Below are 23,571 nucleotides of genomic sequence, written 5' to 3'. Positions count from 1 at the left end.
CGACAGGATTTCGCCCCAGACTCATCATGAATCGGAGACTATTCTTAAAAACGACGACCGTTGCCGGGCTGAGTGGCTGGGTCATGATGGGCCGGGCAGGTAAGCTCTTCGATGTACCCGTCCGGGCGCTGACCGGCCTGAATGGACAACCCGGTTATCACTGGTTTGGCTACTACGACAAACTCCAGTTCGACCCCACCAACCGATACGTACTGGGAATGCAGGTCGGCTTTGAAGGACGCTCACCCACCGCCGACGACGTAGTGAAAATTGGTTTGATCGACCTAACCAAGCCAGACGGTAACTGGCGGGAGTTGGGGGAAAGTCGTGCGTGGGGGTGGCAACAGGGTTGTATGCTGCAATGGATACCGGGTTCGCGCTCGGAAGTCATCTGGAATGATCGCAGTTCGACTGGCCAGCACTACGTTAGCCACATTGTCGATGTATTCAGCGGGAAAAAGCGTACGCTGCCTAAAGCCATTTATGCACTCAGTCCTGATGGGACGTGGGCTATTGGCACTGAATTCAGCCGGATTCAGGATCTGCGCCCCGGCTATGGGTACGCCGGTATCCGTGACCCGTTTTATGACCTGAAAGCACCAAGTGAAATTGGCCTGTACCGAATGAATTTACGAACCGGCGAAATGAAGCTGCTCATGTCGCTGGCCGAAGCCGCTGGTATTCCGCACAACGCGACGTCGGTAGCCGATAATTTTCATTGGTTCAACCACTTACTCATCAATACAGATGGTAGTCGATTGACGTTTTTGCATCGCTGGCGCGCCCGACGCGAAGACCGGCAGGTCATGGCGCGCACGAACTTTGTCACTCGCATGTTCACCATGAATCCCGATGGTTCGGACCGCTTCATCATTGATCCATCGGGTTTTACTTCGCACTTCGTTTGGCGCGACCCAACGCACATCTGTGCCTACACGAAACCAGCCGGGATGCCGCAACAGTTCTATTTACTGGAAGATAAAGCCGGAACAATTGAACCGATTAAGTCTGATAAAATGCCCGTCAATGGCCATCAGACGTACGTACCGAAGCGTAACAACGAATGGCTGCTGAACGACAATTACGCCGGTAACGACAAGAATCGAAATCAAACGCCGTACCTCTATCACCTGCCTACCGATCGACGCATCGACCTGGGCAATTTTCCGGCGGGCGAGAGCTACGTTGGGGAGTGGCGTTGCGACCTGCATCCGCGTACCAGCAACGATGGCAACCTGGTCTGTATCGACTCAACGCATGGCGGCAACGGTCGGCAGATGTACCTGTTGGCTATTTCAGGAATACGATAATCACTGTCTCAATCCTTTTTAAAGAGGTCCGAAAGACAGTGTAGACAAAATAAAAAATGGCGACTAATAGCAATACAAGTTCCTTTGTAATTGATTTTCAAACTATTGACAAAACAACACTCAAGGCCGTTGGGGGTAAAGGCGCGAACCTGGGAGAACTCACCAGGCTTGAAGGAATCCACGTACCGGATGGCTTTTGTCTTTCGACCGAAGCGTATAAAAGGATTATTGAGGAAGCGCCGTTTCTTAACGAATTACTGGATCAGCTATCCCGGCTGAAGGTAGAAGACCGGTATAAAATCGGTGAATTGAGCGCTGAGATCCGTAGTATCATCGAAGAGATAGCCACTCCTCAGGACATTCATGAAGCGATTGATCGTTACCTTGAACAACTTGGCGAAAAAAGTGCCTATGCAGTACGTTCCAGCGCCACAGCCGAAGATCTACCAACGGCCTCCTTTGCAGGTCAGCAGGATACTTACCTAAACATCATAGGAAAGGAGGCTATTCTGAAGCATATCAGCAAATGCTGGGCATCGCTGTTTACCGAACGGGCCGTCATTTACCGAATACAAAATGGATTCGATCACCGCACAATCTACCTGGCTGTAGTTATTCAGAAGATGATCTTCCCGCAGGCAGCAGGAATTATGTTTACTGCCGATCCCGTCACGTCGAACAGGAAGGTATTATCTATCGACGCCAGCTTCGGACTTGGGGAAGCGCTGGTTTCCGGGCTTGTCAATGCGGATAATTATAAAGTAAGTAACGGCAAGATTATCGACAAGAAGATATCCACCAAGAAACTGGCTATTTATGCAGTAAAGGATGGCGGCACGAATGAACAGGAAATTGATCCAGCGCTACAGAAAAGGCAAGCACTGACGGATGAGCAGATTTTACAGCTTGAGCACATAGGAAGAACGATTGAAGAACATTTCGGCGGTCCTCAGGATATCGAATGGTGTTTGATGGATGATACGTTCTATGTCGTGCAGAGTCGGCCAATCACTACGTTGTACCCGATCCCAACAGCGAATGATTCCGAAAAAGCCGGTGGCAGTCCGCACGTTTACATATCGGTTGGGCATCAGCAAATGATGACTGACCCGATGAAACCACTGGGGTTGTCTTTCTGGCTGTTAACAACCAGTGCACACATGCGCACAGCTGGTGGAAGGTTATTTGTTGATATCACACCTCAACTGTCTTCGCTTGACAGCCGAAAAATGATAATAGATGTTTTGGGGAAATCTGATCCGCTTTTAAGAGATGCACTCATGACCATCGTAGAGCGGGAAGATTTTATTCAATCGCTACCAGATGACAAACAGAAAGCGAATCCCGGCAAAAGCAATCAGGGTCGTTCGCACACGGATTTTCAAACATTAAATGAGTACGATCCGGCAATTGTTACTGATTTGATCAAGCGCAGTGAAACAGAGATAGCAGCCTTAAAACAAACGATCAGCACAAAATCCGGGGTCGATCTGTTTGATCTTATCCGGGAAGATATCCAACAACTAAAGCAGCGTTTATCCGACCCGCAAAGTTTTGGTGTGATTATGACTGCAATGAATGCTTCGGCATGGATCAATGCCAACATGAAAGAGTGGTTGGATGAGAAAAATGCAGCCGACACGCTTTCTCAATCTGTACCCAACAATATCACGTCGGAAATGGGTTTGGCGTTGCTGGATGTTGCCGATGTGATTCGTCCCTATCCGGAAGTAATTGAGTATCTGCAACGGGGCGACCTTCCGTACGTACAGGACGATAGTTTTTTAGATGAACTGGTGAAAGTTAAAGGTGGCCAGGAAACCCAGGACGCTATCAATGGCTTTCTGGCCAAATACGGAATGCGCTGCGCCGGGGAAATCGATATTACGAGAACCCGTTGGAGTGAAAAACCAGCTACCCTGATCCCTGTGATTCTCAGTAATATCAAAAACCTTGCGCCTGGCACCAGCCATCGAAAATTTGAACAAGGGCGAGAGGAGGCTTTGAAAAAAGAAAAAGAGCTATTAGAGCGATTGAAGCAACTACCCGACGGTGACCAAAAAGCCGAAGAAACAAAGCGAATGATCGACCTGGTTCGGAATCTCGCCGGTTATCGTGAATATCCAAAATACGGTAAGGTGAGTCGCTATTTCGTTTATAAGCAGGCTTTACTGAAAGAAGCCGAACAGCTCGTACAGGACGGAGTCATCTATGAAAAAGAGGATAGTTACTATCTCACGTTCGAAGAGCTTCGCGAAGTCGTACGCACCCACAAGCTGGATTATCAGATCATCAACGCCCGAAAAGACGAGTACAAAATCTATGAAAAACTAACACCCCCACGGGTTATCACCTCTGATGGCGAAATCGTTACAGGTGCATACAAGCGGGAAAATCTTCCCGCCGAAGCGATTGTTGGCCTGGCTGTTTCTTCGGGAGTTACCGAGGGACGGGCGCGTGTCATCTTAAGCCTGGAAGATGCTCATCTGGAAGATGGCGACATAGTAGTCACCACCTTTACTGACCCTAGCTGGACACCCTTGTTTGTATCGATAAAAGGCCTGGTCACCGAAGTTGGCGGACTGATGACCCACGGAGCGGTTATTGCACGTGAATATGGCTTACCAGCAGTCGTTGGCGTGGAAAATGCTACCAAACTGATCAAAGACGGACAGAGAATTCGGGTGAATGGAACGGACGGGTATGTAGAAATCCTAAACTGACCACCTAGGCATTTACGAATTAAAACCTATTTAAAAGTGCGTCATTACCCGGCAGACGACCCTGCTGACGAACCGCCACATTCCTGATCTTTACTTATTCAGCGACTTCACCGGTAAGCCGATTGTCATTTCTATAGCTTCTGGTGAGGCTTACGTATGGTCATTTATAAACGTTTTCAGGATAGCCACTACGTCTTCGGTGGCTTCTTCGGGTGCATAGTGCCCGCTGCCGGGAACAAGTTTTCCCTGAACATTAACAAGACCGCTTTCACGAAAACTCGTTACGTAGTCGTCTATCTTTCCATATTCACACGCTCCTCGCAAATACAGAACGGGCGTCTGAACTGGCTGGCCTTTTGTAGCGGCATTATCCTTTTCATCCTGCGGAAATGTACGATACCACTCAAAACCCGTATGGAGTGCATCGTAGCTGGCATATGCATCGACATACGTGTTTCGGGCCTGCTCGGTAATCTTGTCAGGCTGTGCCGCTATACTCGTAAAGAAATAGTCGAAAAATGGTCGTTGCTTGCCCATTACCAACGTTTCGGGCAGGTCTGGAATGGCATTGAAGGCAAAATGCCAGATTTGCGGATTCTGCCTGATCTGGTCCCAGGGATCAATGCCCGGAATCGCTACGTTCATGATGACCGCCTTCGCCAGCGTGTCAGGATAGGCCTGAAGATAGGCATACGTAACCATGCCGCCTGCATCGTGCCCCACCAGCGTTACGTTGCTCAGGTCCAATACGTCGATAAGTCCCTTCACGTATCGGGCAATGGTCCGTTTGTCGTTGGAAGCGATTTTACCCGACTACCCGATACCGGGCAAATCGATGGCGACGGCATAATACTCCTGACTTAAGCCAACCATTACGTCTTTAAATGCCTGCCAATTTTCAGGATAGCCGTGCAGAAACAAAACCACTGGTTTTTCGGGCTGTCCAATTGTAACGGTGTGGATGGACACACCCTCTACGGCCACTTGCTGATGCTCAAAAGCCAGCGAATCGGTTGACTTTTCGGCGTTAGTCATTGCCATCGGTACGCATGTGTTTCTGGATCAGATCAAAATCGTTCTTTCCGATTTCAAAAAAGCCGAAGCGGAACGTATAGCCCCATGATTTCTTGTTCTGGATAAAGTCAAGATCATTGATGAGCGGCACGATAGGCGCATCGTTACACGGATAAAACGTTACGTTCCGTCGGAAGGGAACAAAGTTTTCGGACATGGCGTGCTGGTAAATTTTATCATCGCTCACCTGTCCAATCGCTGTAAACGCCTGAAGTTTCTCATCACCGTCCAGTTCTTTTTTTGGTGAATAGAAGATCACCCAATCGTCTGGCTTTATCCGCTTCAATGGCGCTTCTTTACCATGATTGGCCTGCATGAATCCACCCGTGACCCCACGCCTAACGTGATCTTTCGAGGCTACGACAACCCAATAGTGTTGTTCTTGTTGCATAAAACGATTGTCTTTAGATCGCTTCGCTGTTAATGATCAGTAATCATCTCGTGAGCGATGATGTTTCACCGGTCCAATTCACTCAGCAACGCTTTTCTCGATTATCGTTTTGAGTTCGGCCACTTCAGCATCGGTTGGCATAGTGAGTGGTGGACGAACATCACCGGCACTACGGCCAATGATTTTTGCTCCCGCTTTAATCAAACTGACGGCGTAACCATTCTTCCTGCCCCGTAGTCTGACCAATGGAATGTAGAACTTTCTGGTAATCTCAGCTACGGTAGCCGAATCACCTTCCCGAAGACTTTTATAGAATTTATTGGCCAGTTCGGGTACGAAATTGAACGCTGCCGATGAATACGTATTTACACCGATGGATAAATAAGCCTCGGCAATAATCTCTGCCGTCGGTACGCCACCAATGTAAGACAGCCGTTTACCTATCGTCTTAATCGTATCGTTCAACTCCTGTATGTTACCCGTGCCATCTTTCAAGCCAATAAAATTCGGACAAGCGTCGGCCAGTTTCCGGATATACTCTGTCGACAACACGCCATTTCCACGGTTGTAATAAATGACAGGCAATGCGGTGTTCTGCATGATTGTTTTCGCGTATTCGTAGACCCCGTCCTGTGGACATTCAGTTAAATAAGGCGGAAAAAGCAGCAAGGCATTAATACCCGCTTTTTCGGCCATCTTCGCAAAGGAAATAGCCTCAGGCACACTCCGACCTACACTCGAAATGACAGGTACTCGCTCGGCGACTGTTTTAGCCGACACCTGAACAATCTGCTCGTATTCGGCTGCCGAAAGGGAAAAAAACTCACCCGTTCCACCGGCCACGAATACTGACGATACGTTATGACTGACAAACCATTCGAGTCGGTCAGTATAGGTTTCGATATTCAATTCTCCTTTTTCGTTGAAGTCCGTTATTGGAAACGAAAGGAGCCCGTCTTCGAGTGATGATTTTATTTTTGCTAATTCCATCGTTTTCTGTTTTTGGTTTAGAAACTATTGAAAATACCATTAAATCCCCTTCAGGTCAGGTCTGTTAAATGCTAATCCCGTACCGGGCCGCCGGAGCGGGGATGAAATCATTGTAGAAATAAGTAGGGTAACCCGTCCCAAAACCCCGGAGGGGTGACATCTTTCACCCCTCTGGGGTTCTAACTCTATTGATGGTTACTTTTTCTACAAAGATTACACCCTTTCAGGGTTGACAATCAGAACTTAACCGCCCTGCCCTGAAGAGGATTTAGGGATATATTACGTTAATGGACCTGGATTGAATAGCACCAGGTCATTGTAAAGCCCCAGCTTATCCGTAGCCACTTGTTTGTTGCCACTGGCTACGTCGAGAATCAGGCTAAATAACTCCCAACCCATTTCGTCAATCGTTTTTGTTCCGAAGGCTATTGGACCTGCATCGAAATCGATCAGGTCGTGCCATCGGTTGGCTAATTTCGAGTTCGAACTCACTTTAATCACCGGCACCATGTTGAGGCCATAAGGCGTTCCTCGTCCCGTAATGAATACGTGCATGTTCATACCGGCCGCTAACTGCAGGGTTCCACAAACAAAATCGCTGGCTGGTGTCGCCACAAAATTCAGTCCCTTTTTCCGAATCTTCTCGCCCGGCGAAATCACATCGACAATCGGACTCGTTCCTGATTTAGCCACCGAGCCTAAGGCTTTTTCGACGATATTGCTCAAGCCTCCTCCCTTGTTACCTGGGGTCGTGTTAGCACTTCGGTCGGCCATTCCCTGCTGTAGATACGTATCATACCAGGCCATTTCGTTCTTGAGGGCCTGGGCTACGGTAGCATCCACGGCTCTCGGTACCAGCAAATGAATGGCATCCCGTACTTCAGTCACTTCCGAGAAAAACACCGTTCCACCGGCTCGTACGATCAGATCGGCCGCGAAACCCGAAACCGGGTTGCCCGTCAGGCCAGAAAAGGCATCGCTGCCGCCACACTGCATGCCGACCACCAGATCAGCGGCCGGGCAGGTGGTCCGTTGGCGGTCATTTAGTTTTTGTAGATGCTTTTCAGCCAGTTGCAGGATCCCCTCAACCATATCGCCAAAGCCCTCGAAGGATTCATCCTGCAAATAAAGTATCGAACTGTCTGCTGGATTTTGACCTGTAGGCAATAAGCGTTCTGGACGTAGTTTCTCACAACCCAATCCAATAATCATGATTTCACCCCCAAAATTTGGGTTCTGCGCAATGTGTTTGATCGTGCGAATCGGTACAATCGCACCCGGCGCGTCAATGGCAATACCGCAGCCATAGCTATGGGTAAACGCCACGACGTCATCGACATTTGGGTAACGTGGCAGCAGTTCACGCTTGATCTTCTGACAGATAAAGTCCGTAATACCGGCTACGCACTGTACGCTGGTTGTGATGCCCAGCACATTCTTCGTACCAGCACTGCCATCGGGATTTTTATATCCCTGGAACGTATAGCCCTCTACTGGTTCGGGTTTGGAAACGTTTTTCTGTACGTAAGGAATGGCGTCCAGATTGGGTGGCTGAGGAAGGCTGATATTCCGTTCGTTTACCCAGCTCCCTGCTTGAATACGTTGATTGGCGTACCCGATTACCTGTCCATAACGGATTACTTCATCCCCATCCTGGAGCGATTGTAGCGCGACTTTATGTCCCATCGGAATAGTCTCTTCGAGCACGATTCCGTCTAAAACCACCGCACCACGATCTAATCCTAATGGATTCGCTACAATGGCTACGTTGTCGCTGGGTGTTGTTTTTATGACTATATTTTTCATGTATCCCGAATCAAACCATAGGAAAAAGCCAGGCGGCTATCATGGTGAGAATAACGCCCGTCAGCCCCATCAGGCTTTGCATAGGCGCAATGGTCTTAAGGGCTTCCCGTTCAGTCAGGTTACTGGTTTTGCACATAATCCAGAAACCCGCGTCATTCATCCACGGAATTAGCTTGGCCCCACTGCCAATGGCCAGACACAAATAAACGGGGTGGAACCCTAAATTGGCATTCTGGGCCATTCCAGCTAAAATTCCAGACGCGGTGATTAAGGCCACTGTAGCTGACCCCTGCGCCGTGCGGACAACCATGGCAATAAAAAACGCCAACGGTATCAGAGCCATTTGATACCCTTTGGTCAGATCGGCAATGCGGTCGCTGATTCCCGATTGCTGCAACATGCCGCCAAAAGCACCACCGGCGGCAGTAATTAAGATGATGTGACCCCCACTCATCAAGGCCGTTTGGACAAAAGCCGTCAGTTTCTCTTTGGTCGTTTTTTTCTGACTGGCCAGCACCAGAAGTGCAAAAATACCTCCCATCAGCAAGGCAATATTTTTGTCGCCAAAGAAAAGAAGTACCTCTAAAACGGTGTTGATAATGGAGCTGTCGGTTAACGGCTTGCCAGGCTGATGAAAAGCTTCTACAGCAGACCGTATACAAATGGTAGCCAGGGGAAAAACCGCCGGAAGCAACGCCCAACCTAACGCGGGCAACTCTTTATCGTCTTTGTCGGCAATAGCTTTGATGTCTTCCAAACGCGCATCGGGTGAATCCCGAAGCGGAATGTCGAATTTCTTATTCAGGAAAACGGCCGTCAGATAGCCAACGGTGATTGTGCAGAGTCCGAGCAGGGTGCCACAAACCATCATTAAGCCGATAGGTACGTTCAGGGCACCCACCAAAAACAGTGGACCCGGCGAGGGTGGTACGTACGAATTGGCCATCACGGCACCCGCAATAACGGATAACGCCAGCAGCAGGTAATTTTTGCCCAGCCGCATTCCCATAGCCTTGGCCAGTGGCATCATCAGGAAAATAACGGTATCCACAAAAACGGGAATCGTTAGAAAGAAACTACTTAGAATAAAGCCGATTGGGGCATTCTTCACGCCCGTAACTTTCAGCATGGCCCGGATGATTTTTTCAGCAGCTCCGCTGTCGAGCATGGCTTTACCGATAATGGCGGCCATCGCGATTAGGATACCGATTTTGGTACAGGTATTGCCAAATTCGGTGGCGATACGTTCGCCGATACTTTTGTGGGCCTGTTTTAGCGCTTCAGCTTCCGATAAGCCCTTCGTGGTAAAATAGTGTTCAACCAACTCGGTTGGAGTAAGTAAGGCAACGGTTAACGCAGCTAAAAGAAGGGCTAAAAAAGGATGTAATTTAAAACCGATGATGCCGCCAACTACTACGACAACGCCAATGAGTAAAATGAGTACAGGATCTGTCATTTTTCAGTTACGGTTTCCGGTTTTAGGAGTTTCTATTTTACTATTTACTGACTGAATTCTTAGCAGGTGGCTTTATCTCTGGCATCATCAGCAGGCCAATAGGTATGAAAGTCAAGAACATGGTATTTATATCCATCGGTGTCTTGCCCAGCGTAAAATCATGTCACTTATGAGAATCTGTGGTCTGTGTGCTTTTGAGGTTGGTTAAAAAATAAATTTACCATTCAATGAACGTATCAACCATGAGACAATTAAAACTACAGGTACAAATCACAACCGATGGCTTCATTGCTGGCCCAAACGGCGAAATGGATTGGCTGACGATGAACTGGGGCGAAGACGTAATGAATTATGTTGGTGGTCTCACCGAACCCGTCGATACCATTCTGCTAGGTCGAAAATTAGCTCAGGGCTTTATTCCCGCCTGGCAATCGCGTGCTGAAAACGCTGAAACGGAAGAGCCGGGCGCACAGAAAATGAACGATACGCCCAAAGTTGTTTTCTCAAAAACACTGGAACGTATCGACGGGAAGAATGCGACGGTAAATAATGGGGATTTAGTCGATGAGGTTACGGCCCTTAAGAATGAAGCCGGGGGCGATATAATCGCCTATGGCGGGGGCGAATTTGTCTCGTCGTTGATCAAGACTAATTTAATTGATGATTACTATCTTTTCGTTAACCCAGTTGCCTTAGGCAAAGGCATGGCAATTTTTAGCAGCCTCGACAGTAAATTGAACCTGAGGTTAGTGGAAGCCAGGCCATTCGATTGTGGTATTGTCGTGATGCATTACCAACCGGCTTAGTGCAGCCTAACGCCTACTCAACCACTCCTGCGCGCTAGTCCATTGTATGTCTGGGTAACGCTCGTTGTCAAGGGTTTCGTGCTGCGCGGTAAACATACTTTGCTGATACTGGCTTTGCTGCCAGCGTGGATACACTTCCTGTTCCCCTTCGGGGTGGGCCGCCCGTTCGCGTTTGTTATAAGCCGCAAGTTCTTCAAGCGAACCCAGCCGTACTACGTGGTAGTTCGCATGCGTAACCGTCTGTGCTACGTTGGCTAGTTCATTGGGGCTGAGCTGGAAACTGGCAATGCGCAGAATACGGGGTGTCGACTCATCCAGGGCAGCGGCAGCCGTAAACGCAGCGATGTTATCCATCGTGGTGAAGTCAATGCGCCAGTCGGGGTTTTCCCAATAGCCAACCTGGTTGTTCTTAAAATCCAGCAGGGGCGTGCCATAGAACAGGATTTCGGCAAAGGCACCGTTCATGATGGAAGTAGCTGCAATGGGCTTCTTATCGATATACGCCATAAATTCTTTCCGCAGATCAAAGTTTCGATTTTCACCAGCCGCCTGTTTCGTAAAGTCGGTGGCAAAGTCGGATGAGATGAAGCGGGGAACGCCAGCCTCAATAGCCGCGTCGACCAACCTTGACTGCGTATCGACCAGCACGTCGCGCAGCCCCTGCAACGCTGATACAACACAAGAAACGCCTTCACAGGCCTTGGTCAACTGCACTACGTCCGACGTATCGGCTTCGGCAATCTGCACTCCTTGTTGTTTGAGCGCGTCTACTTTTTTCTCATCCGAGCTCGGCCGGACCAGTGCCCGTACCTCAGCCCCGCGCTTGAGCAATTCCCGAACGATTCGTCCGCCCAGATTACCGGTTGCACCTGCTACCAAAATTGTTGTTGCCATTTTCTGTTAGTCGTCAAAATAAAAAGATAGCGGTAGCCATGTGGCTACCGCTATCTTACAACCGGATTTTACCTGACTTAGTTAAGCGTATTGACTATTTACAGATTCATACCGCCGGTCAATTCAATACGCTGACCGTTAATCCATTTGGCCTCCTCGCTGCACAAAAACGCGATGACACCGCCAACATCGTCGGGGAGTCCGACGCGACCCAGGGCCGTTATCTGGGCTACGTATGTCCGCATTTCCGGCGTATCGGTCATGGCTCCTCCCCCAAAGATGGCACCGGGCGCAACCACATTGGCTGTAATACCTCGCGCGCCCAGTTCCAGCGCCAGGTAGCGGGTAAAAACATCCACCGCGCCTTTCATAATGGCGTAGGCAGAAGCCCCCGGATACGAATAGCGCGTTACGCCCGATGATATGTTGATGATACGTCCACCATCGTTCAGCAATGGCAGCGCCTTTTGAGTCAGAAAATAAACGCCTTTCAGATGGATGTTCAGCATCTGGTCAAACTGCGCTTCGGTTGTTTGGGTAATAAGCGCCGTCAGGCCTGTACCGGCATTGTTAATCAGAAAATCAAAACGATCGGTGCCAAAATTCTGTGACAGAGCCGTTGTTACGCGTTCAAAAAAAGCGTCGAAACTGCTGAGGTCGGCGGTGTCTATTTGCAGGGCTACAGCTTTCTGCCCCAATGCTTCGATTTCGGCGACGGTGGATTGGGCTTCTTGCTGCTGACTGTGATACGTTAACAGGACGTCAATTCCTTTTTGCGCCAGGCTCAGCGCCATATTCTTGCCTATTCCCCGGCTACCGCCGGTAACCAAGGCTATTTTATTCGTTTTCATCTGGTTTACTTGACTTGATAAAGACCTGGCAAAGGTCCGTCAACTAACCAGTTGGGGTATTGTAGAAGTCAATCCGCTTTTTGTAGCAATCAAATGAATACCTGGTTTCGATAGGCACCGGGCGTCAAAGCCGTTTGCTGTTTAAAGGATTTGGAGAAATGTGCCACATCCGTAAAACCAAGACTATCGGCAATCTCCGCCAGCGTCCACTTCGGTTGTCTGAGTAGCACTTTGGCTTCCTGCACGACGCGGTTGGTGATTAACTCGGTGGTGGTACGTCCAGTCGTCTCTTTCAGCACCTTGTTGAGGTGATTAACATGCACCGCCAGTTGATCTGCATAGTCTTTGGCCGTACGTAGGTGCAGTTGCTGTTTCGGCGTCTTGATCGGAAACTGCCGTTCCAGCAATTCGGTAAATAACGACGATACCCGTGCGGAAGCTCCATGAAGCGGTTGCAGCGCAGGGGCTGGTTGCAGTTTCTGTCCGAAATGAATCAGTTCCAGTGCGTAGTTACGTAGCAGATCGTATTTGTATACGTAATCCGAAGCCAGTTCGTCCTGCATTTTCTGAAAAATGGCCTGCACCCGATTAGCTTCGTCGGTGGACAGTTGAAAAACGGGATAACCACCCGCTTTAAAGATTGGTAATTCGTCGAGTACCACCCCACTTTTGGCTGGCAGCAGAAAATCCGCCGTAAAGACACAGCTTGCCCCAGGCTGATTTAGATCCTGTGGCAACCAGTGATAAGGGATTTTAGGGGTAGAAAAGAGAAGCGCCTTCGGCTCGATGTCGATGACTTTATCCGCATACTCAGCTCGACTGTATCCGTCCAGTAAGCTGATTTTATAGTTTACCCGACAGGGAAGGGCCGTTAGGGGTTGCGCGTCAATGCTTTTTAGGAGACCCTCCGTATTATAGACAGTAAAGTAGCTGGATTCCTGTTGACTAATTCCCGGCACCGAAACGTTGTGTTCGGTAGCTATATCGGGCAGGTCTTTAAATAAGCAATCGTCTAGTAAGTGACCGTTCATACTGATCTTTCGTGAAAAGCCGGACAGGCCTTTTCTCCGCAACAAGACAGATATGGATTTAGTGTCATCCAGATTAAGAGCTTGCCAACAACACGATTTGAAACTGGTTAGGAAAGTATGGAGGAACAACCGACAAATCGACAATGGCAGACGATTGAAATACCAGCCAGAGAGTTCAGCAAACGACTCAGCCAGTTTAGCGAAACCCAGACAGCAACGGGCGCCCTGTTCTCCCGATTGGCATTGATTCACCGGGTTGCTAAGGTGTATGCTGTCGAGGCCATGAGCGAATTGGGACACTCACCGACTGATCTTGAGATCGAAGAAATTACGGACCCACCTTTGTATGGCCATACAATTGACGATGATCCAGTTTTTATTCAGTTCAGTTATTTCAAATAGAACACAGATTATTATGATCTGTGTTCTATTTGGCTAATCTTAAGGCTGTCCATTACCACCGGCAGATCCATAAACTTGTCCTGTTGCGAAACTAGCGTCGCTGGCGGCCAACTGTACGTAAATCGATGCTAACTCAGCGGGTTGTCCAGGACGACCTAGTGCGGTATCACCACCGAACGTTTTTAGTTTTTCTGCCGTAGCGCCACCGCTGGGTTGCAAGGGCGTCCAGATAGGACCCGGCGCTACGCCATTCACCCGGATACCTTTGGGACCAAGCTGTTTCGCTAACGACTTCACATAATTCATCGTAGCAGCTTTCGTTTGCGCATAGTCATACAGATTAGGTGAAGGGTCATAAGCCTGTTCTGACGTAGTACCGATAATAGCCGATCCGGGTGGCATATGTGGCAAAGCGGCCTTGATTATCCAGAATGGTGCGTAGATATTCGTTTTCATCGTCGCGTCGAAATCCTCCGAAGTGAGATCCAGAATAGATTCACGCTGTTGCTGCCGACCTGCATTGTTGACCAGAATATCCAGACCACCCAGGCCTTTTACAGCTTCATCAACCAATCGTTTGCAGAAGGCTTCATCGCGTAAGTCACCGGGAATGGCAATCGCTTTTCGGCCTTCTTTTTTGATCAGGTCAATTACTTCTTTAGCGTCGGGTTCTTCAGCCGGTAAATAGTTGATCGCTACGTCGGCGCCCTCGCGGGCGTAAGCAATTGCCGCAGCTCGGCCCATTCCCGAGTCGCCCCCGGTGATTAACGCTTTTCGCCCTGCCAACCGGCCTGAGCCCTTGTAACTGGTCTCGCCATGATCGGGCCGGGGATTCATTTTACTGACCAAGCCCGGGAAAGGCTGCATAGGTGTGTTAAACGGCGGTTTGGGGTATTTTGTCCTGGGATCGACAAGGGGCACCGGTGCCGCTGAACTGAGGTTTTCCGAATTTGAACCAGCTAATACTGGAGCTGCCATCATCGAAGCGGCTAAACCACTTCCGATTCCGCCAATGACCTGGCGTCGGCTCAATTGATTTTCGTTCATCATGTTGTATTCTACCGTTGAGTATTATTTACTGACAATTTCTACAGTTTACCTGTAGGGTATGACTGCTAACTAACCGTGCAATTGTATAGTTAGATTTTTTGAGGATTAAAATTGCTTAGTTAGGAAATGCGTTCTCGCCCAACAATACGCTTCACTACGTGGTTTGGGTAATTAATGTTTATTGGTCCTGATGACCATGAACGACCAAATCCTTTCTATACGATGGACGAACACGAATCACCTGATCTGACGGAGGACGAAAAGCGATTGTTTGCCGATCTAATGCCTGAAGACCTGAACGAGATTCTCGATACGGGGGTCAACCGGCGCCATTTTCTCAAGCTGATGACGCTGGCGGGCGGTGGCATTCTGGCGGCTCAGTCGGCGGTGGCAGAGCAATTGATAGCCCGACCGCTCAGCGAGACGATACCAACCGAACTGGTTCCAGCCAGTATTGAAAACGGCGTGAACGTATCATTAAAAGTCAACGGTACAGCCCGCAAGCTGGCGGTTGACTCCCGCATGACGTTGCTGGATACCTTGCGTGAACGACTTGACCTGACCGGTTCCAAAAAGGGCTGTGATCATGGCCAATGTGGTGCCTGTACGGTCATCGTAAACGGTCATCGGGTATTATCGTGCCTCACGCTTGCCGCTTCCTGCGAAGGGAAAACCGTGCAGACGATTGAAGGATTGGCCCAGGGAAGTCAATTGCATCCCATGCAGGAATCGTTCCTAAAACACGATGGCTTCCAGTGCGGCTTCTGTACACCCGGCCAGATTTGCTCGGCCGTGGCGTTGCTTGATGAAGCGAAGAAAGGCCACGCCAGCTACGTTACCGAAAACGTGCGTCAGTCAGCGGGACCGGCGAAGCTTTCCAACGAAGAAATTCGGGAGCGGATGTCAGGGAACATTTGCCGGTGTGGGGCGTATCCAAATATTGTTGCCGCCATTCAGGAGGTTCATAGCGGCAAGCCAGTCGAGCAGGTTTTTCGCTCGGTTTAATCTTTTTTCAATCGTATCCGATGAGACCTTTCACCTACACTCGGGCTAAAGACGCTACGTCTGCCAGTAAACTACTGACCGGGAATCCAAACGCCAAATTCCTGGCTGGGGGTACCAATTTGCTGGATCTGATGAAGGAAGACGTCGAGCGGCCCAGTACGCTAATCGACATTTCCGAACTGGGGCTAAGCGATATAAAAACCATATCGTCCGGAACCAATAAAGGTGGTATTTCAATCGGTGGGCTCGGCAAAAATACCGATGCCGCCAATCATCCACTGATTCGCCAAAACTATCCGCTCTTGACGCAGGCGATTCTGGCTGGCGCATCGGGGCAGATTCGGAATATGGCGACCAATGGCGGTAACCTGCTGCAACGGACCCGCTGCCCATACTTCTATGAGGTGGCTATGCCCTGCAACAAACGCGAGCCAGGAACAGGCTGTGGGGCCAAAGAAGGCATCAATCGAATGCACGCCATCTTTGGCTGGTCAGAAAAATGTGTAGCGGTTTACCCATCGGATATGGCTATCGCGCTGGCGGCACTGGATGCGGTCGTCAACGTTCGGAATGCCAGTGGGCAGGAACGTAGCATTTCCATGGCCGATTTTCACCGATTGCCGGGCGATCAACCCGAAAAAGATACGATCCTGACGCACGGTGAACTGATTACGTCCATCGAATTGCCCAGGAACAACTTTGCGGATAAATCGTACTACGTTAAAGTACGTGACCGGGCTTCCTATGCCTTTGCGCTGGTATCGGTCGCAGCGGCTTTGGAAACATCGGGTAACAAAATCGTACAGGCACGTATCGCGATGGGCGGTGTAGCTCATAAACCCTGGCGGGCACTGAAAGCCGAGCAACTGTTAGTTGGTAAAGAAGCCACGGAAGCTAACTTCAAACTGGCCGCCAGCGCCGAGATGGCCGACGCCAAGCCGCTGGAACACAACGCGTTTAAAGTAGAACTGGGCAATCGAAGCATCGTGCTGGCATTGCAAATGGCCATGAACGGCGGCAAAGCCTGAGAAACCACCTGAAAGAATTCTAAATCCTATGAAGGAGAAAGATAAAGTAGTAGGCACCCCGATCAGCCGAATCGACGGGATTGCTAAGGTAACCGGCAAAGCGCCTTATTCGATGGATCATCCGGTGAAGAACCCGGCGTATGCCATTCTGTTTAAAAGCACCATTGCCGCCGGAACGATTCAGGACATCAATACCGCTGCTGCTGAGAAAGCACCTGGCGTGCTGGCGGTTATTACCCACAAAAATGTACTGAAATTAAACGTCAAAGGTGGCCTTCGCGGGGGCGCTTTGCTGCAAAGTCCAGAAGTTGATTTCTTTGGGCAAAATATTGGCATTGTGGTAGCTGAAACCTTCGAGCAGGCTCGTTACGCATCGCGGCTCGTCAGCGTTACGTACGACAAAAAAGAACCTAAAGTCAATTTCGATAAAGTTGCTGATCAGGCTCGGCTGCCGAAGGACAAAGAGAAAGCGGACGCTGAACGGGGTGATGCAAAAGCGGCACTCAGTCAGGCTACGATTAAAGTGGAGGAGGTGTATGAAACACCTATCGAACACCACCATCCGCTGGAACCCCACGCTGCCATTGCCGAATGGGATGGCGATAAAGTGACCTTATATAGCAGTGCGCAGATTGTAAACGGCGCGCAAAGTGCTGCGGCTGCTACGTTGAATCTGAAACCGGAGCAGGTACGTATCGTGTCGCCTTACATCGGGGGTGGTTTCGGCTCAAAAGGTGGACAATGGGCGAATCTGGCGCTGACGGCTGTAGCGGCCAAACAGGTGAACCGACCGGTTAAGCTCGCTTTAACTCGCCAGCAGATGGTCAATTCGGTGGGGATGCGGCAACATAATCGACAGAAAATAAGTCTGGCTGCAACCGCCGATGGTAAGCTGACGGCGCTGGCGCACGAAATCGTAACCCACTGCGCCATCAACGACGAATTTGTTGAACCCTGTGGCGACTGCTCGAAAATTATGTACGAGACGCCTAACTCGCTCATTACGTATCGGGTGGTGCCCATGAACCTGATTCTGCCGACCTACACACGCGGTCCTGGCAAATCGACTGGCAGTTTTGCCCTCGAATCGGCGATGGATGAGTTGGCGTACAAGCTGAAAATGGACCCGATTGAGCTTCGGATTAAGAACGAGCCCGAACGCGATCCATCCAATGGCAAGCCCTGGTCATCGCGGACGACGGTACAGTGCCTGCGGGAAGGAGCCAAAGCCTTTGGTTGGGACAAGCGCAAACCCGAACCGCGTCAGAATTCACAGGGCAACTACTGGATCGGCTACGGCGTCTCAGCGGGTACGTATCCCGCTCATCAGCGCCCAACTTCGGCCCTGGTGAAACTGAAACGTACCGGCGATAACGTAACGGCCACGGTTGAACTGGCCGCTGCGGATTTGGGCACGGGTACGTATACCATCCTGACGCAAACAGCCGCCGATGCGCTTGGGTTGTCGATTCAACAGATTAACATGAAAATTGGCGATTCTGATCTGCCTCCGGCTGCCGGTGCGGTGGGTTCGGTGGGTGCAGCCAGTTACGCCAATGCCGTGAACGATGCCTGCCAGAAAATTACGGATGAGCTGGTCGCCAAATCGGGCAAGCAGTTTTTCGCCCGTCCAACAGCCGCGCAGTTAATGCGTTCCGAGAAACTGACCGAGTATCAGACGCGGGTCGATTCCAAAGCGCCCGAAAGTGCCGAGGAGTATTCAGCCCACAGCTTCAACGCCAATTTTGCGGAAGTAGCAGTCAATAAATCGACGGGTATGATTCGCGTGAATCGATTTCTGGCGGTGACTGGCGCCGGTCAGATTCTGAACCCGAAAACCGCCCGTTCGCAGATCATCGGCGGCAACGTCTGGGGGATCGGTATGGCGCTAACGGAAGAATCGGTGGTTGATCCGCGCTGGGGCAATTTCGTTACCCGCTCCTTCGCCGATTACCACGTACCGTCTAACCTGGATATCGGTAATCTGGACGCTATTTTTATCAACGAGAAAGACGAGCATGTCAATTCGTTGGGTGTCAAAGGTATTGGCGAAGTAGGTATTGTGGCGGTAGCAGCCGCCGTTGCCAACGCTGTTTTTAATGCCACTGGCAAACGGGTTCGGGACTTGCCAATTACACCGGATAAGGTGTTGTAAAAGCAAGCGGGGAAATAGAACGTGACCAAGTCTGTAGTAATAGCATGCCTTCTGGCTTGGTCACGGATTGTAAAGCATCAACACTGATCAGCTGTCAAAGTAATGCCCCACGTTCAGGTCGGCAATCAGGCCGGAATTCGTAGGCTCCCAACCCAGTTGTTGTCTGGTTTTCACACTAGTTGCCGGACTATCGAACGTAATGAAACGGCCCATCCAATCGAAATGACTGGCCGCTTCTTCGGGAACAATCGAAACGACAGGGAGGTTTAGATGCTTGCCGATTATTTCCGCAATTTCCCGAACAGGTATACCTTCGTCACCAATGCCATTATACCGGGCTCCAACGGCACCTTTCTCTAGTGCCAATCGGAAGAGATGAGCTGCATCCAGGCGGTGTATGGCAGGCCAGCGATTGCTACCGTCGCCCACATAAGCCGACACGCCTTTCTTCCGGGCTGTATTAATGATGAAAGGCACAAACCCCTGGTCGCCAGCGTCATGAACTGAGGGAGCCAGCCGAATAACCGACGCATGGACACCTGCCTCTGCCAGCGCCATAGCTGTTGCTTCCGAAGCACGGGGGAATCCAGGAGCCGGATCGTCTTCCGTAGCAAAGTGGCCATCGGTTCGTAATCCCAATATACCACCAGTCACAACAAGCGGATGATCAGAACCTGTCAGTACGGAGCCAATGGCCTCGATAGCCCGCTTATCTGTTTCTGCAGCGGCCAGATATTGGGAAAAGTCGTGGATGAAGGCTGTATGAATAACGCCATCGGCATTAGCAGCGCCTTTTTTTAAACTATCAAGATCTTCGAGACTACCTCTTAGTACTTCAGCCCCAACCCTGGTGAGCGCTTGGGCCGATTCCTCGGAACGAGCCAGGCCAACGACCTGATGGCCGGCAGTCAATAATTCCTGAACAATGGCGGAGCCAATAAACCCAGAGGCCCCCGTAACGAATATTCGCATATGATTTTTCTTTTCGTAATTGTTTAGTTAGCTGTGATTCTGTGTACTACGTAGTACTTGTTCAACCGCTTCGCGATAGGAAAGCGGATGTTGCGGTAAAAGAGCGCGGATGGGAAGCGGGTTGCCGACCATATCGGTTTTCAGGCTACTTAGAAAACCGTTGAAAGATCCTTTTTGCATGTGCATGAACCGTTCTACCAGAGGAGCCGCCCCCGCTAATACGCTGGTGGATAGGTGAATCTTCATGGGATGTTTTTTCTTTAAAACGTCGGCGATCAGGTCAATCATTTGATCGGCCGTCCATACGTCATCCCCGCCTACATCATAAATCTGACCGAAGGAGCGAGGATCGTTCAGAATGCCCACGAGGTAATAAACGAGGTCGTTGATGGCGATGCTTCTTGTTTTTTGCTGACCATTCCCGATAAGGATGGCCAGACTGCCTTTCGCCTGAGAAAGCATGGTTTTAAAACCCATCCCGGCTGCGCCTACGATTTGCCCCGGCCGGAGAATCGTAACATTGAGACCGCTTTTCAATAGCGACTGCTCGGACTCCCAACGACCGCGCACCCACTCGCTGGATTCGTTGGGTGAACTACCCAGCGAGGTGATGTGAATAAGTCGGTGAACACCGTTTTCCAGACAGGCTTCCACTACGTTGTGCAGGCCCCGCTTTTCGATCTCCACAAAATTTTGTTTTTCCGTACCGGCCTGTTGCGGAGCAATGGTGTGCATGGAAATGTAAACCGCATCCATACCGTGCAGAGCCAGTTTTAAGGAGGCCGGGTCAGCTACGTCTCCCCGTACGATCTCACACTGGTCGCTGGCCATGTGCGGCATTCGCGATGGGTCGCGTGTCAGACAACGGACCGTATATTCAGTAGTCAACAAGGCTTTGGTGAGATGGCTCCCGACAAACCCTGATGCCCCGATAACAAGTACTTTCTTCATGTGATTTCTACCGTTTAGCAACGAGCTTTATTACGTTGATAATCACACAAAGCTAGCGGGTTGTAAGGGTGCAGAACGAGGACATTTAACTCATTTTTGTGAAGACATTTTATCTTATTTTCTGTTCTACTTTACAAATACTCTTCTTTTTCACATGTTTGACGACTTTGCACAATACATTCGGCAGTACGCACCTGAGATCACCGATGAGCAAATGCAGTTAATTCGTTCGAGGTCGGCTCTGAAAAAAGTGCGAAAACGGCAGGTGTTATTGCAGGAGGGAGAAGTCTGCCAGTATAAGATATTCGTGCTGCGGGGACTGCTCAGAACGTACAGCGTGGCCGCCGACGGTAGCGAACATATTATGAAATTCACCGCTGAGCATGAGTGGATGACCGACCCGGATAGCTATTTCAACCGGACCCCTTCCGAGCTGAACATGGACGCGATTGAAGCTAGTGAGGTGGTGCTGTGGACACACGACGATTATGAAAGCCTGCGAACGGCTATTCCTGAGGTAAACACGTTCTCCGAAAAGTTAATCACCAAAAATATTGGCGACACCCAGAAGCGGATCCTCATGAACATCAGCACCAATGCGGAGGCAAAGTATCAGTATTTCATAAATAATCACCCCGGCATTTTCCGGCGAGTGCCCTTGCATATGGTAGCCTCTTACCTGGGCGTATCCCGGGAAACGCTTACCAGAATCCGGCAGGGGCAACTTGTAGCCACAAAGGGCTAAGTTGACCATAGGATAACAAACTAATTGACTGAGCAGATAAGACCCAATTAACTACTCATGCGAAAACTAATTTATGACGTAGCGGCCTCGTTTGATAACTTCATTGCCCATTCCGACGGCTCAATCGATGGCTTTTTGACCGAAGGCGAGTTTGTCGCTGATTTTCTGGAACGTATCCAATCATACGGCGCGGTGCTGATGGGACGTAAAACGTATGAGTGGGGTTACGCGTTCGGTCTGCAAAAGGGTCAGCCCGCTTACACGCAGGTCAACCCCGACCTAAAAAATTACATCTTCTCTACCTCGGTTACCTTCGAACCTGGCGACCTGATTGACGTAGTCAGTGATAACGAAATCGACTTTGTTCAACAACTGAAAGCTGAAGACGGCAAACCAATCTGGCTGTGTGGTGGCGGAGAACTGGCGGGTAAGCTGCTGGATGCACAATTGATTGACGAACTGACAGTTAAACTAAATCCGGTCGTGTTGGGAGACGGGATACGTTTGTTCGGTTCGAGCCAGACGAAGGTCAACTTGCACTTGATCGATTCAAAGCCTTACGATAACGGATTGATTCTGGTTAAATACCAGCTAACTTATTGAACTTTCAGCGCAGATTGACTGCCTGGCAGGCCTGATGGCCAACATAATACGGGTTCTGACGGTTAATCTTTCGTCTAGTCAACGCAGAAAGATATGGTCAAGAGCAAGCCTTTCTCCATTAACGTACCGCAATCTGTACTGGATGATCTCCAAAAACGTCTGACCCGCACGCGCTGGCCTGATGAAGTAGAAGGCGCTGGCTGGAGCTACGGCACAAGCCGGCACTACATGCAGAACCTTGCCGATTATTGGCTGAACCAATACGACTGGCGACAGCACGAAGCTTATTTAAATACGTTGCCCCAATATACGGCTGAAGTCGACGGCGTTACGTTGCACTTCATTCATCAGCCGAGCGCCAACCCTGACGCCATACCGGTTTTGCTGATGCACGGCTGGCCAGATTCCTTCTATCGCTACCACAACGTTATCCCGCTGCTGACAAACAAGTTTCATCTGGTAATCCCATCGATTCCCGGCATGGGTTTTTCGGAACGTACAGCGCTGACAACGGATAATGCTGCGAATCTGATGGCCACCTTAATGACCAAAGAACTGGGGTACGAAACCTTCATTTCGGCCGGTGGTGATAGTGGTGCGCTAATCAGTATGTCGTTGGCAAACAATCATCCCGAATTACTCCGGGGTCTCTATCTGACCGATGTCGGCTATCCAGACCAGACAACCGATTTTGCCAGCCTTTCCAAACCTGAGCAGGAATTCGCTGACTTTATTCAGGACTGGTTTATGAAGGAAGGTGCCTTCAACATGATTCAGTCGACCAAAACGCAGACCCTGGCTTATTCGCTCACCGATTCGCCGGTTGGCTTAGCGGCCTGGATCATGAGCATGATGAGTTCACTATCGACCGGCGAAGAACTCGACAAACGCTTTGGACAGGATGAGCTGCTAACGAACATCATGATTTACTGGGTCACCCAGACCATTGGGTCGTCCATGCAAATCTACAGGGAGAATATGATCCAGTCAGTCAGCGAACCGAAACCATTTAAAAAGAGTGATGTTCCAGCAGGCGTAGCGCACTGCCCCTGGGATGCGCCCCTACCGCGTGAATGGGCCGAGCGCCGAGTCAACCTGATTCATTTCACTGATCTGGAAAAAGGCGGTCATTTTACGGCCTGGGAAGCGCCGGACATCTGGGCCAACGATTTTCAGACATTCGTTCAAATGCTGAACAAACGATAGATACCACTCATAATGAGCGGTTTTAGTTAATCAACTAACTACTGATAGGCAACAAAACAGATTCACCGATGAATAGTGAACTCGTTAACAAATCGTCCGCTCCTGAAAACCAGAACGTAAGC

General features: G+C 49.9%; 22 protein-coding genes. 10 read left to right on the top strand and 12 right to left on the bottom strand.

Translation table 11 applies throughout. The annotated features are described in order from the left end of the window. The first annotated feature begins 26 nt into the window (after positions 1 to 26). Both IC230_RS27630 and ppsA read left to right on the top strand, forming a co-directional pair. Positions 27 to 1,310, top strand: coding sequence for a hypothetical protein (locus IC230_RS27630; protein WP_191042299.1), 1,284 nt, complete (start codon positions 27 to 29; stop codon positions 1,308 to 1,310). Between the two features lie 56 nt (positions 1,311 to 1,366). Continuing rightward, the gene (gene ppsA, locus IC230_RS27625) at positions 1,367 to 4,033 is read left to right on the top strand and encodes a phosphoenolpyruvate synthase (RefSeq protein ID WP_191042298.1); all 2,667 of its coding nucleotides are present in this window, start codon (positions 1,367 to 1,369) and stop codon (positions 4,031 to 4,033) included. 150 nt (positions 4,034 to 4,183) lie between these two features. On the opposite strand, the gene IC230_RS27620 is transcribed toward ppsA, so the two are convergent. The 6 genes from IC230_RS27620 to IC230_RS27595 all read right to left on the bottom strand — a co-directional run bounded on the left by IC230_RS27620 (position 4,184) and on the right by IC230_RS27595 (position 9,750). After that, the gene (locus IC230_RS27620; protein ID WP_317171857.1) at positions 4,184 to 4,813 is read right to left on the bottom strand and encodes an alpha/beta hydrolase; all 630 of its coding nucleotides are present in this window, start codon (positions 4,811 to 4,813) and stop codon (positions 4,184 to 4,186) included. A gap of 33 nt (positions 4,814 to 4,846) precedes the next feature. Further along, positions 4,847 to 5,074 carry an alpha/beta fold hydrolase gene (locus tag IC230_RS27615; protein ID WP_191042296.1) on the bottom strand — a complete coding sequence of 76 codons (228 nt, stop codon included), beginning with the start codon at positions 5,072 to 5,074 and terminating at the stop codon, positions 4,847 to 4,849. After that, positions 5,061 to 5,498 (bottom strand): EVE domain-containing protein, encoded by a 438-nt coding sequence (locus tag IC230_RS27610; RefSeq protein WP_191042295.1) that lies wholly within the window; start codon positions 5,496 to 5,498, stop codon positions 5,061 to 5,063. The genes IC230_RS27615 and IC230_RS27610 overlap by 14 nt, the downstream gene beginning before the upstream one ends. Before the next feature lie 78 nt (positions 5,499 to 5,576). Then, entirely contained in the window at positions 5,577 to 6,488 is a 912-nt protein-coding gene (locus IC230_RS27605; protein WP_191042294.1) for a 5-dehydro-4-deoxyglucarate dehydratase, read from the bottom strand. A 279-nt stretch (positions 6,489 to 6,767) separates the two neighbouring features. Then, positions 6,768 to 8,294 carry a galactarate dehydratase gene (garD, locus tag IC230_RS27600; protein WP_191042293.1) on the bottom strand — a complete coding sequence of 509 codons (1,527 nt, stop codon included), beginning with the start codon at positions 8,292 to 8,294 and terminating at the stop codon, positions 6,768 to 6,770. Positions 8,295 to 8,304: 10 nt separating this feature from the next. Next, positions 8,305 to 9,750 (bottom strand): GntP family permease, encoded by a 1,446-nt coding sequence (locus IC230_RS27595; protein WP_191042292.1) that lies wholly within the window; start codon positions 9,748 to 9,750, stop codon positions 8,305 to 8,307. 242 nt (positions 9,751 to 9,992) lie between these two features. Between IC230_RS27595 and IC230_RS27590 the strand changes: the two genes are divergently transcribed. Next, on the top strand, positions 9,993 to 10,556 hold the full coding sequence (locus tag IC230_RS27590; RefSeq protein WP_191042291.1) for a dihydrofolate reductase family protein: 564 nt from the start codon (positions 9,993 to 9,995) through the stop codon (positions 10,554 to 10,556). 6 nt (positions 10,557 to 10,562) lie between these two features. Here the strand turns inward: IC230_RS27590 and IC230_RS27585 are convergent, their stop codons facing one another. The 3 genes from IC230_RS27585 to IC230_RS27575 all read right to left on the bottom strand — a co-directional run bounded on the left by IC230_RS27585 (position 10,563) and on the right by IC230_RS27575 (position 13,332). Further along, positions 10,563 to 11,450 carry an NmrA family NAD(P)-binding protein gene (locus tag IC230_RS27585; RefSeq protein WP_191042290.1) on the bottom strand — a complete coding sequence of 296 codons (888 nt, stop codon included), beginning with the start codon at positions 11,448 to 11,450 and terminating at the stop codon, positions 10,563 to 10,565. A gap of 98 nt (positions 11,451 to 11,548) precedes the next feature. Then, positions 11,549 to 12,301, bottom strand: a complete 753-nt coding sequence (locus IC230_RS27580) for an SDR family NAD(P)-dependent oxidoreductase (protein WP_191042289.1) — start codon at positions 12,299 to 12,301, stop codon at positions 11,549 to 11,551. Positions 12,302 to 12,390: 89 nt separating this feature from the next. Then, positions 12,391 to 13,332: a helix-turn-helix domain-containing protein gene (locus IC230_RS27575; protein WP_191042288.1), complete on the bottom strand. Its 942-nt coding sequence runs from the start codon at positions 13,330 to 13,332 to the stop codon at positions 12,391 to 12,393. Between the two features lie 117 nt (positions 13,333 to 13,449). Here IC230_RS27575 and IC230_RS27570 point away from each other — a divergent pair, with 117 nt between their 5' ends. Further along, entirely contained in the window at positions 13,450 to 13,734 is a 285-nt protein-coding gene (locus IC230_RS27570; protein WP_191042287.1) for a hypothetical protein, read from the top strand. A gap of 39 nt (positions 13,735 to 13,773) precedes the next feature. Here IC230_RS27570 and IC230_RS27565 read toward each other — a convergent pair whose 3' ends face one another. Continuing rightward, positions 13,774 to 14,784 (bottom strand): SDR family oxidoreductase, encoded by a 1,011-nt coding sequence (locus IC230_RS27565; RefSeq protein WP_317171855.1) that lies wholly within the window; start codon positions 14,782 to 14,784, stop codon positions 13,774 to 13,776. A 222-nt stretch (positions 14,785 to 15,006) separates the two neighbouring features. On the opposite strand from IC230_RS27565, the gene IC230_RS27560 reads away from it, so the two are divergent. Genes IC230_RS27560 through IC230_RS27550 form a run of 3 tightly spaced genes read left to right on the top strand, consistent with a single transcriptional unit; the run spans position 15,007 to position 18,972 of the window. Continuing rightward, positions 15,007 to 15,789 carry a 2Fe-2S iron-sulfur cluster-binding protein gene (locus IC230_RS27560; protein WP_191042286.1) on the top strand — a complete coding sequence of 261 codons (783 nt, stop codon included), beginning with the start codon at positions 15,007 to 15,009 and terminating at the stop codon, positions 15,787 to 15,789. 20 nt (positions 15,790 to 15,809) lie between these two features. Further along, positions 15,810 to 16,817, top strand: coding sequence for an FAD binding domain-containing protein (locus IC230_RS27555; protein ID WP_191042285.1), 1,008 nt, complete (start codon positions 15,810 to 15,812; stop codon positions 16,815 to 16,817). Between the two features lie 28 nt (positions 16,818 to 16,845). Beyond that, positions 16,846 to 18,972: a xanthine dehydrogenase family protein molybdopterin-binding subunit gene (locus tag IC230_RS27550; RefSeq protein WP_191042284.1), complete on the top strand. Its 2,127-nt coding sequence runs from the start codon at positions 16,846 to 16,848 to the stop codon at positions 18,970 to 18,972. An 87-nt stretch (positions 18,973 to 19,059) separates the two neighbouring features. On the opposite strand, the gene IC230_RS27545 is transcribed toward IC230_RS27550, so the two are convergent. Then, entirely contained in the window at positions 19,060 to 19,944 is an 885-nt protein-coding gene (locus IC230_RS27545) for an SDR family oxidoreductase (protein ID WP_191042283.1), read from the bottom strand. Positions 19,945 to 19,971: 27 nt separating this feature from the next. Next, positions 19,972 to 20,895 carry an SDR family oxidoreductase gene (locus IC230_RS27540; protein ID WP_191042282.1) on the bottom strand — a complete coding sequence of 308 codons (924 nt, stop codon included), beginning with the start codon at positions 20,893 to 20,895 and terminating at the stop codon, positions 19,972 to 19,974. A gap of 154 nt (positions 20,896 to 21,049) precedes the next feature. Between IC230_RS27540 and IC230_RS27535 the strand changes: the two genes are divergently transcribed. The 3 genes from IC230_RS27535 (at position 21,050) to IC230_RS27525 (ending at position 23,449) form a co-directional block, all read left to right on the top strand. Continuing rightward, complete coding sequence (locus IC230_RS27535; RefSeq protein ID WP_191042281.1) at positions 21,050 to 21,640, top strand: Crp/Fnr family transcriptional regulator; 591 nt, start codon at positions 21,050 to 21,052, stop codon at positions 21,638 to 21,640. Between the two features lie 57 nt (positions 21,641 to 21,697). Further along, on the top strand, positions 21,698 to 22,243 hold the full coding sequence (locus IC230_RS27530) for a dihydrofolate reductase family protein (protein WP_191042280.1): 546 nt from the start codon (positions 21,698 to 21,700) through the stop codon (positions 22,241 to 22,243). Between the two features lie 93 nt (positions 22,244 to 22,336). Next, complete coding sequence (locus tag IC230_RS27525; protein WP_191042279.1) at positions 22,337 to 23,449, top strand: epoxide hydrolase family protein; 1,113 nt, start codon at positions 22,337 to 22,339, stop codon at positions 23,447 to 23,449. The last annotated feature ends 122 nt before the right edge of the window (positions 23,450 to 23,571 follow it).

Origin of the sequence: Spirosoma validum (assembly GCF_014699035.1) — a bacterium.
GTDB lineage: Bacteria > Bacteroidota > Bacteroidia > Cytophagales > Spirosomataceae > Spirosoma > Spirosoma validum.
The sequence above is the reverse complement of the archived record's forward strand: the minus strand, read 5'-3'. Positions and strand labels throughout refer to the sequence as shown.

Bases quoted from the DNA above. Each gene is read 5' to 3' on its own strand.
- IC230_RS27630 (WP_191042299.1), top strand. From the start codon at position 27: ATGAATCGGAGACTATTCTTAAAAACGACGACCGTTGCCGGGCTGAGT.
- ppsA (WP_191042298.1), top strand. From the start codon at position 1,367: ATGGCGACTAATAGCAATACAAGTTCCTTTGTAATTGATTTTCAAACT.
- IC230_RS27615 (WP_191042296.1), bottom strand. From the start codon at position 5,074: ATGGCAATGACTAACGCCGAAAAGTCAACCGATTCGCTGGCTTTTGAG.
- IC230_RS27610 (WP_191042295.1), bottom strand. From the start codon at position 5,498: ATGCAACAAGAACAACACTATTGGGTTGTCGTAGCCTCGAAAGATCAC.
- IC230_RS27605 (WP_191042294.1), bottom strand. From the start codon at position 6,488: ATGGAATTAGCAAAAATAAAATCATCACTCGAAGACGGGCTCCTTTCG.
- garD (WP_191042293.1), bottom strand. From the start codon at position 8,294: ATGAAAAATATAGTCATAAAAACAACACCCAGCGACAACGTAGCCATT.
- IC230_RS27595 (WP_191042292.1), bottom strand. From the start codon at position 9,750: ATGACAGATCCTGTACTCATTTTACTCATTGGCGTTGTCGTAGTAGTT.
- IC230_RS27590 (WP_191042291.1), top strand. From the start codon at position 9,993: ATGAGACAATTAAAACTACAGGTACAAATCACAACCGATGGCTTCATT.
- IC230_RS27585 (WP_191042290.1), bottom strand. From the start codon at position 11,450: ATGGCAACAACAATTTTGGTAGCAGGTGCAACCGGTAATCTGGGCGGA.
- IC230_RS27580 (WP_191042289.1), bottom strand. From the start codon at position 12,301: ATGAAAACGAATAAAATAGCCTTGGTTACCGGCGGTAGCCGGGGAATA.
- IC230_RS27575 (WP_191042288.1), bottom strand. From the start codon at position 13,332: ATGAACGGTCACTTACTAGACGATTGCTTATTTAAAGACCTGCCCGAT.
- IC230_RS27570 (WP_191042287.1), top strand. From the start codon at position 13,450: ATGGAGGAACAACCGACAAATCGACAATGGCAGACGATTGAAATACCA.
- IC230_RS27565 (WP_317171855.1), bottom strand. From the start codon at position 14,784: ATGATGAACGAAAATCAATTGAGCCGACGCCAGGTCATTGGCGGAATC.
- IC230_RS27560 (WP_191042286.1), top strand. From the start codon at position 15,007: ATGGACGAACACGAATCACCTGATCTGACGGAGGACGAAAAGCGATTG.
- IC230_RS27555 (WP_191042285.1), top strand. From the start codon at position 15,810: ATGAGACCTTTCACCTACACTCGGGCTAAAGACGCTACGTCTGCCAGT.
- IC230_RS27550 (WP_191042284.1), top strand. From the start codon at position 16,846: ATGAAGGAGAAAGATAAAGTAGTAGGCACCCCGATCAGCCGAATCGAC.
- IC230_RS27545 (WP_191042283.1), bottom strand. From the start codon at position 19,944: ATGCGAATATTCGTTACGGGGGCCTCTGGGTTTATTGGCTCCGCCATT.
- IC230_RS27540 (WP_191042282.1), bottom strand. From the start codon at position 20,895: ATGAAGAAAGTACTTGTTATCGGGGCATCAGGGTTTGTCGGGAGCCAT.
- IC230_RS27535 (WP_191042281.1), top strand. From the start codon at position 21,050: ATGTTTGACGACTTTGCACAATACATTCGGCAGTACGCACCTGAGATC.
- IC230_RS27530 (WP_191042280.1), top strand. From the start codon at position 21,698: ATGCGAAAACTAATTTATGACGTAGCGGCCTCGTTTGATAACTTCATT.
- IC230_RS27525 (WP_191042279.1), top strand. From the start codon at position 22,337: ATGGTCAAGAGCAAGCCTTTCTCCATTAACGTACCGCAATCTGTACTG.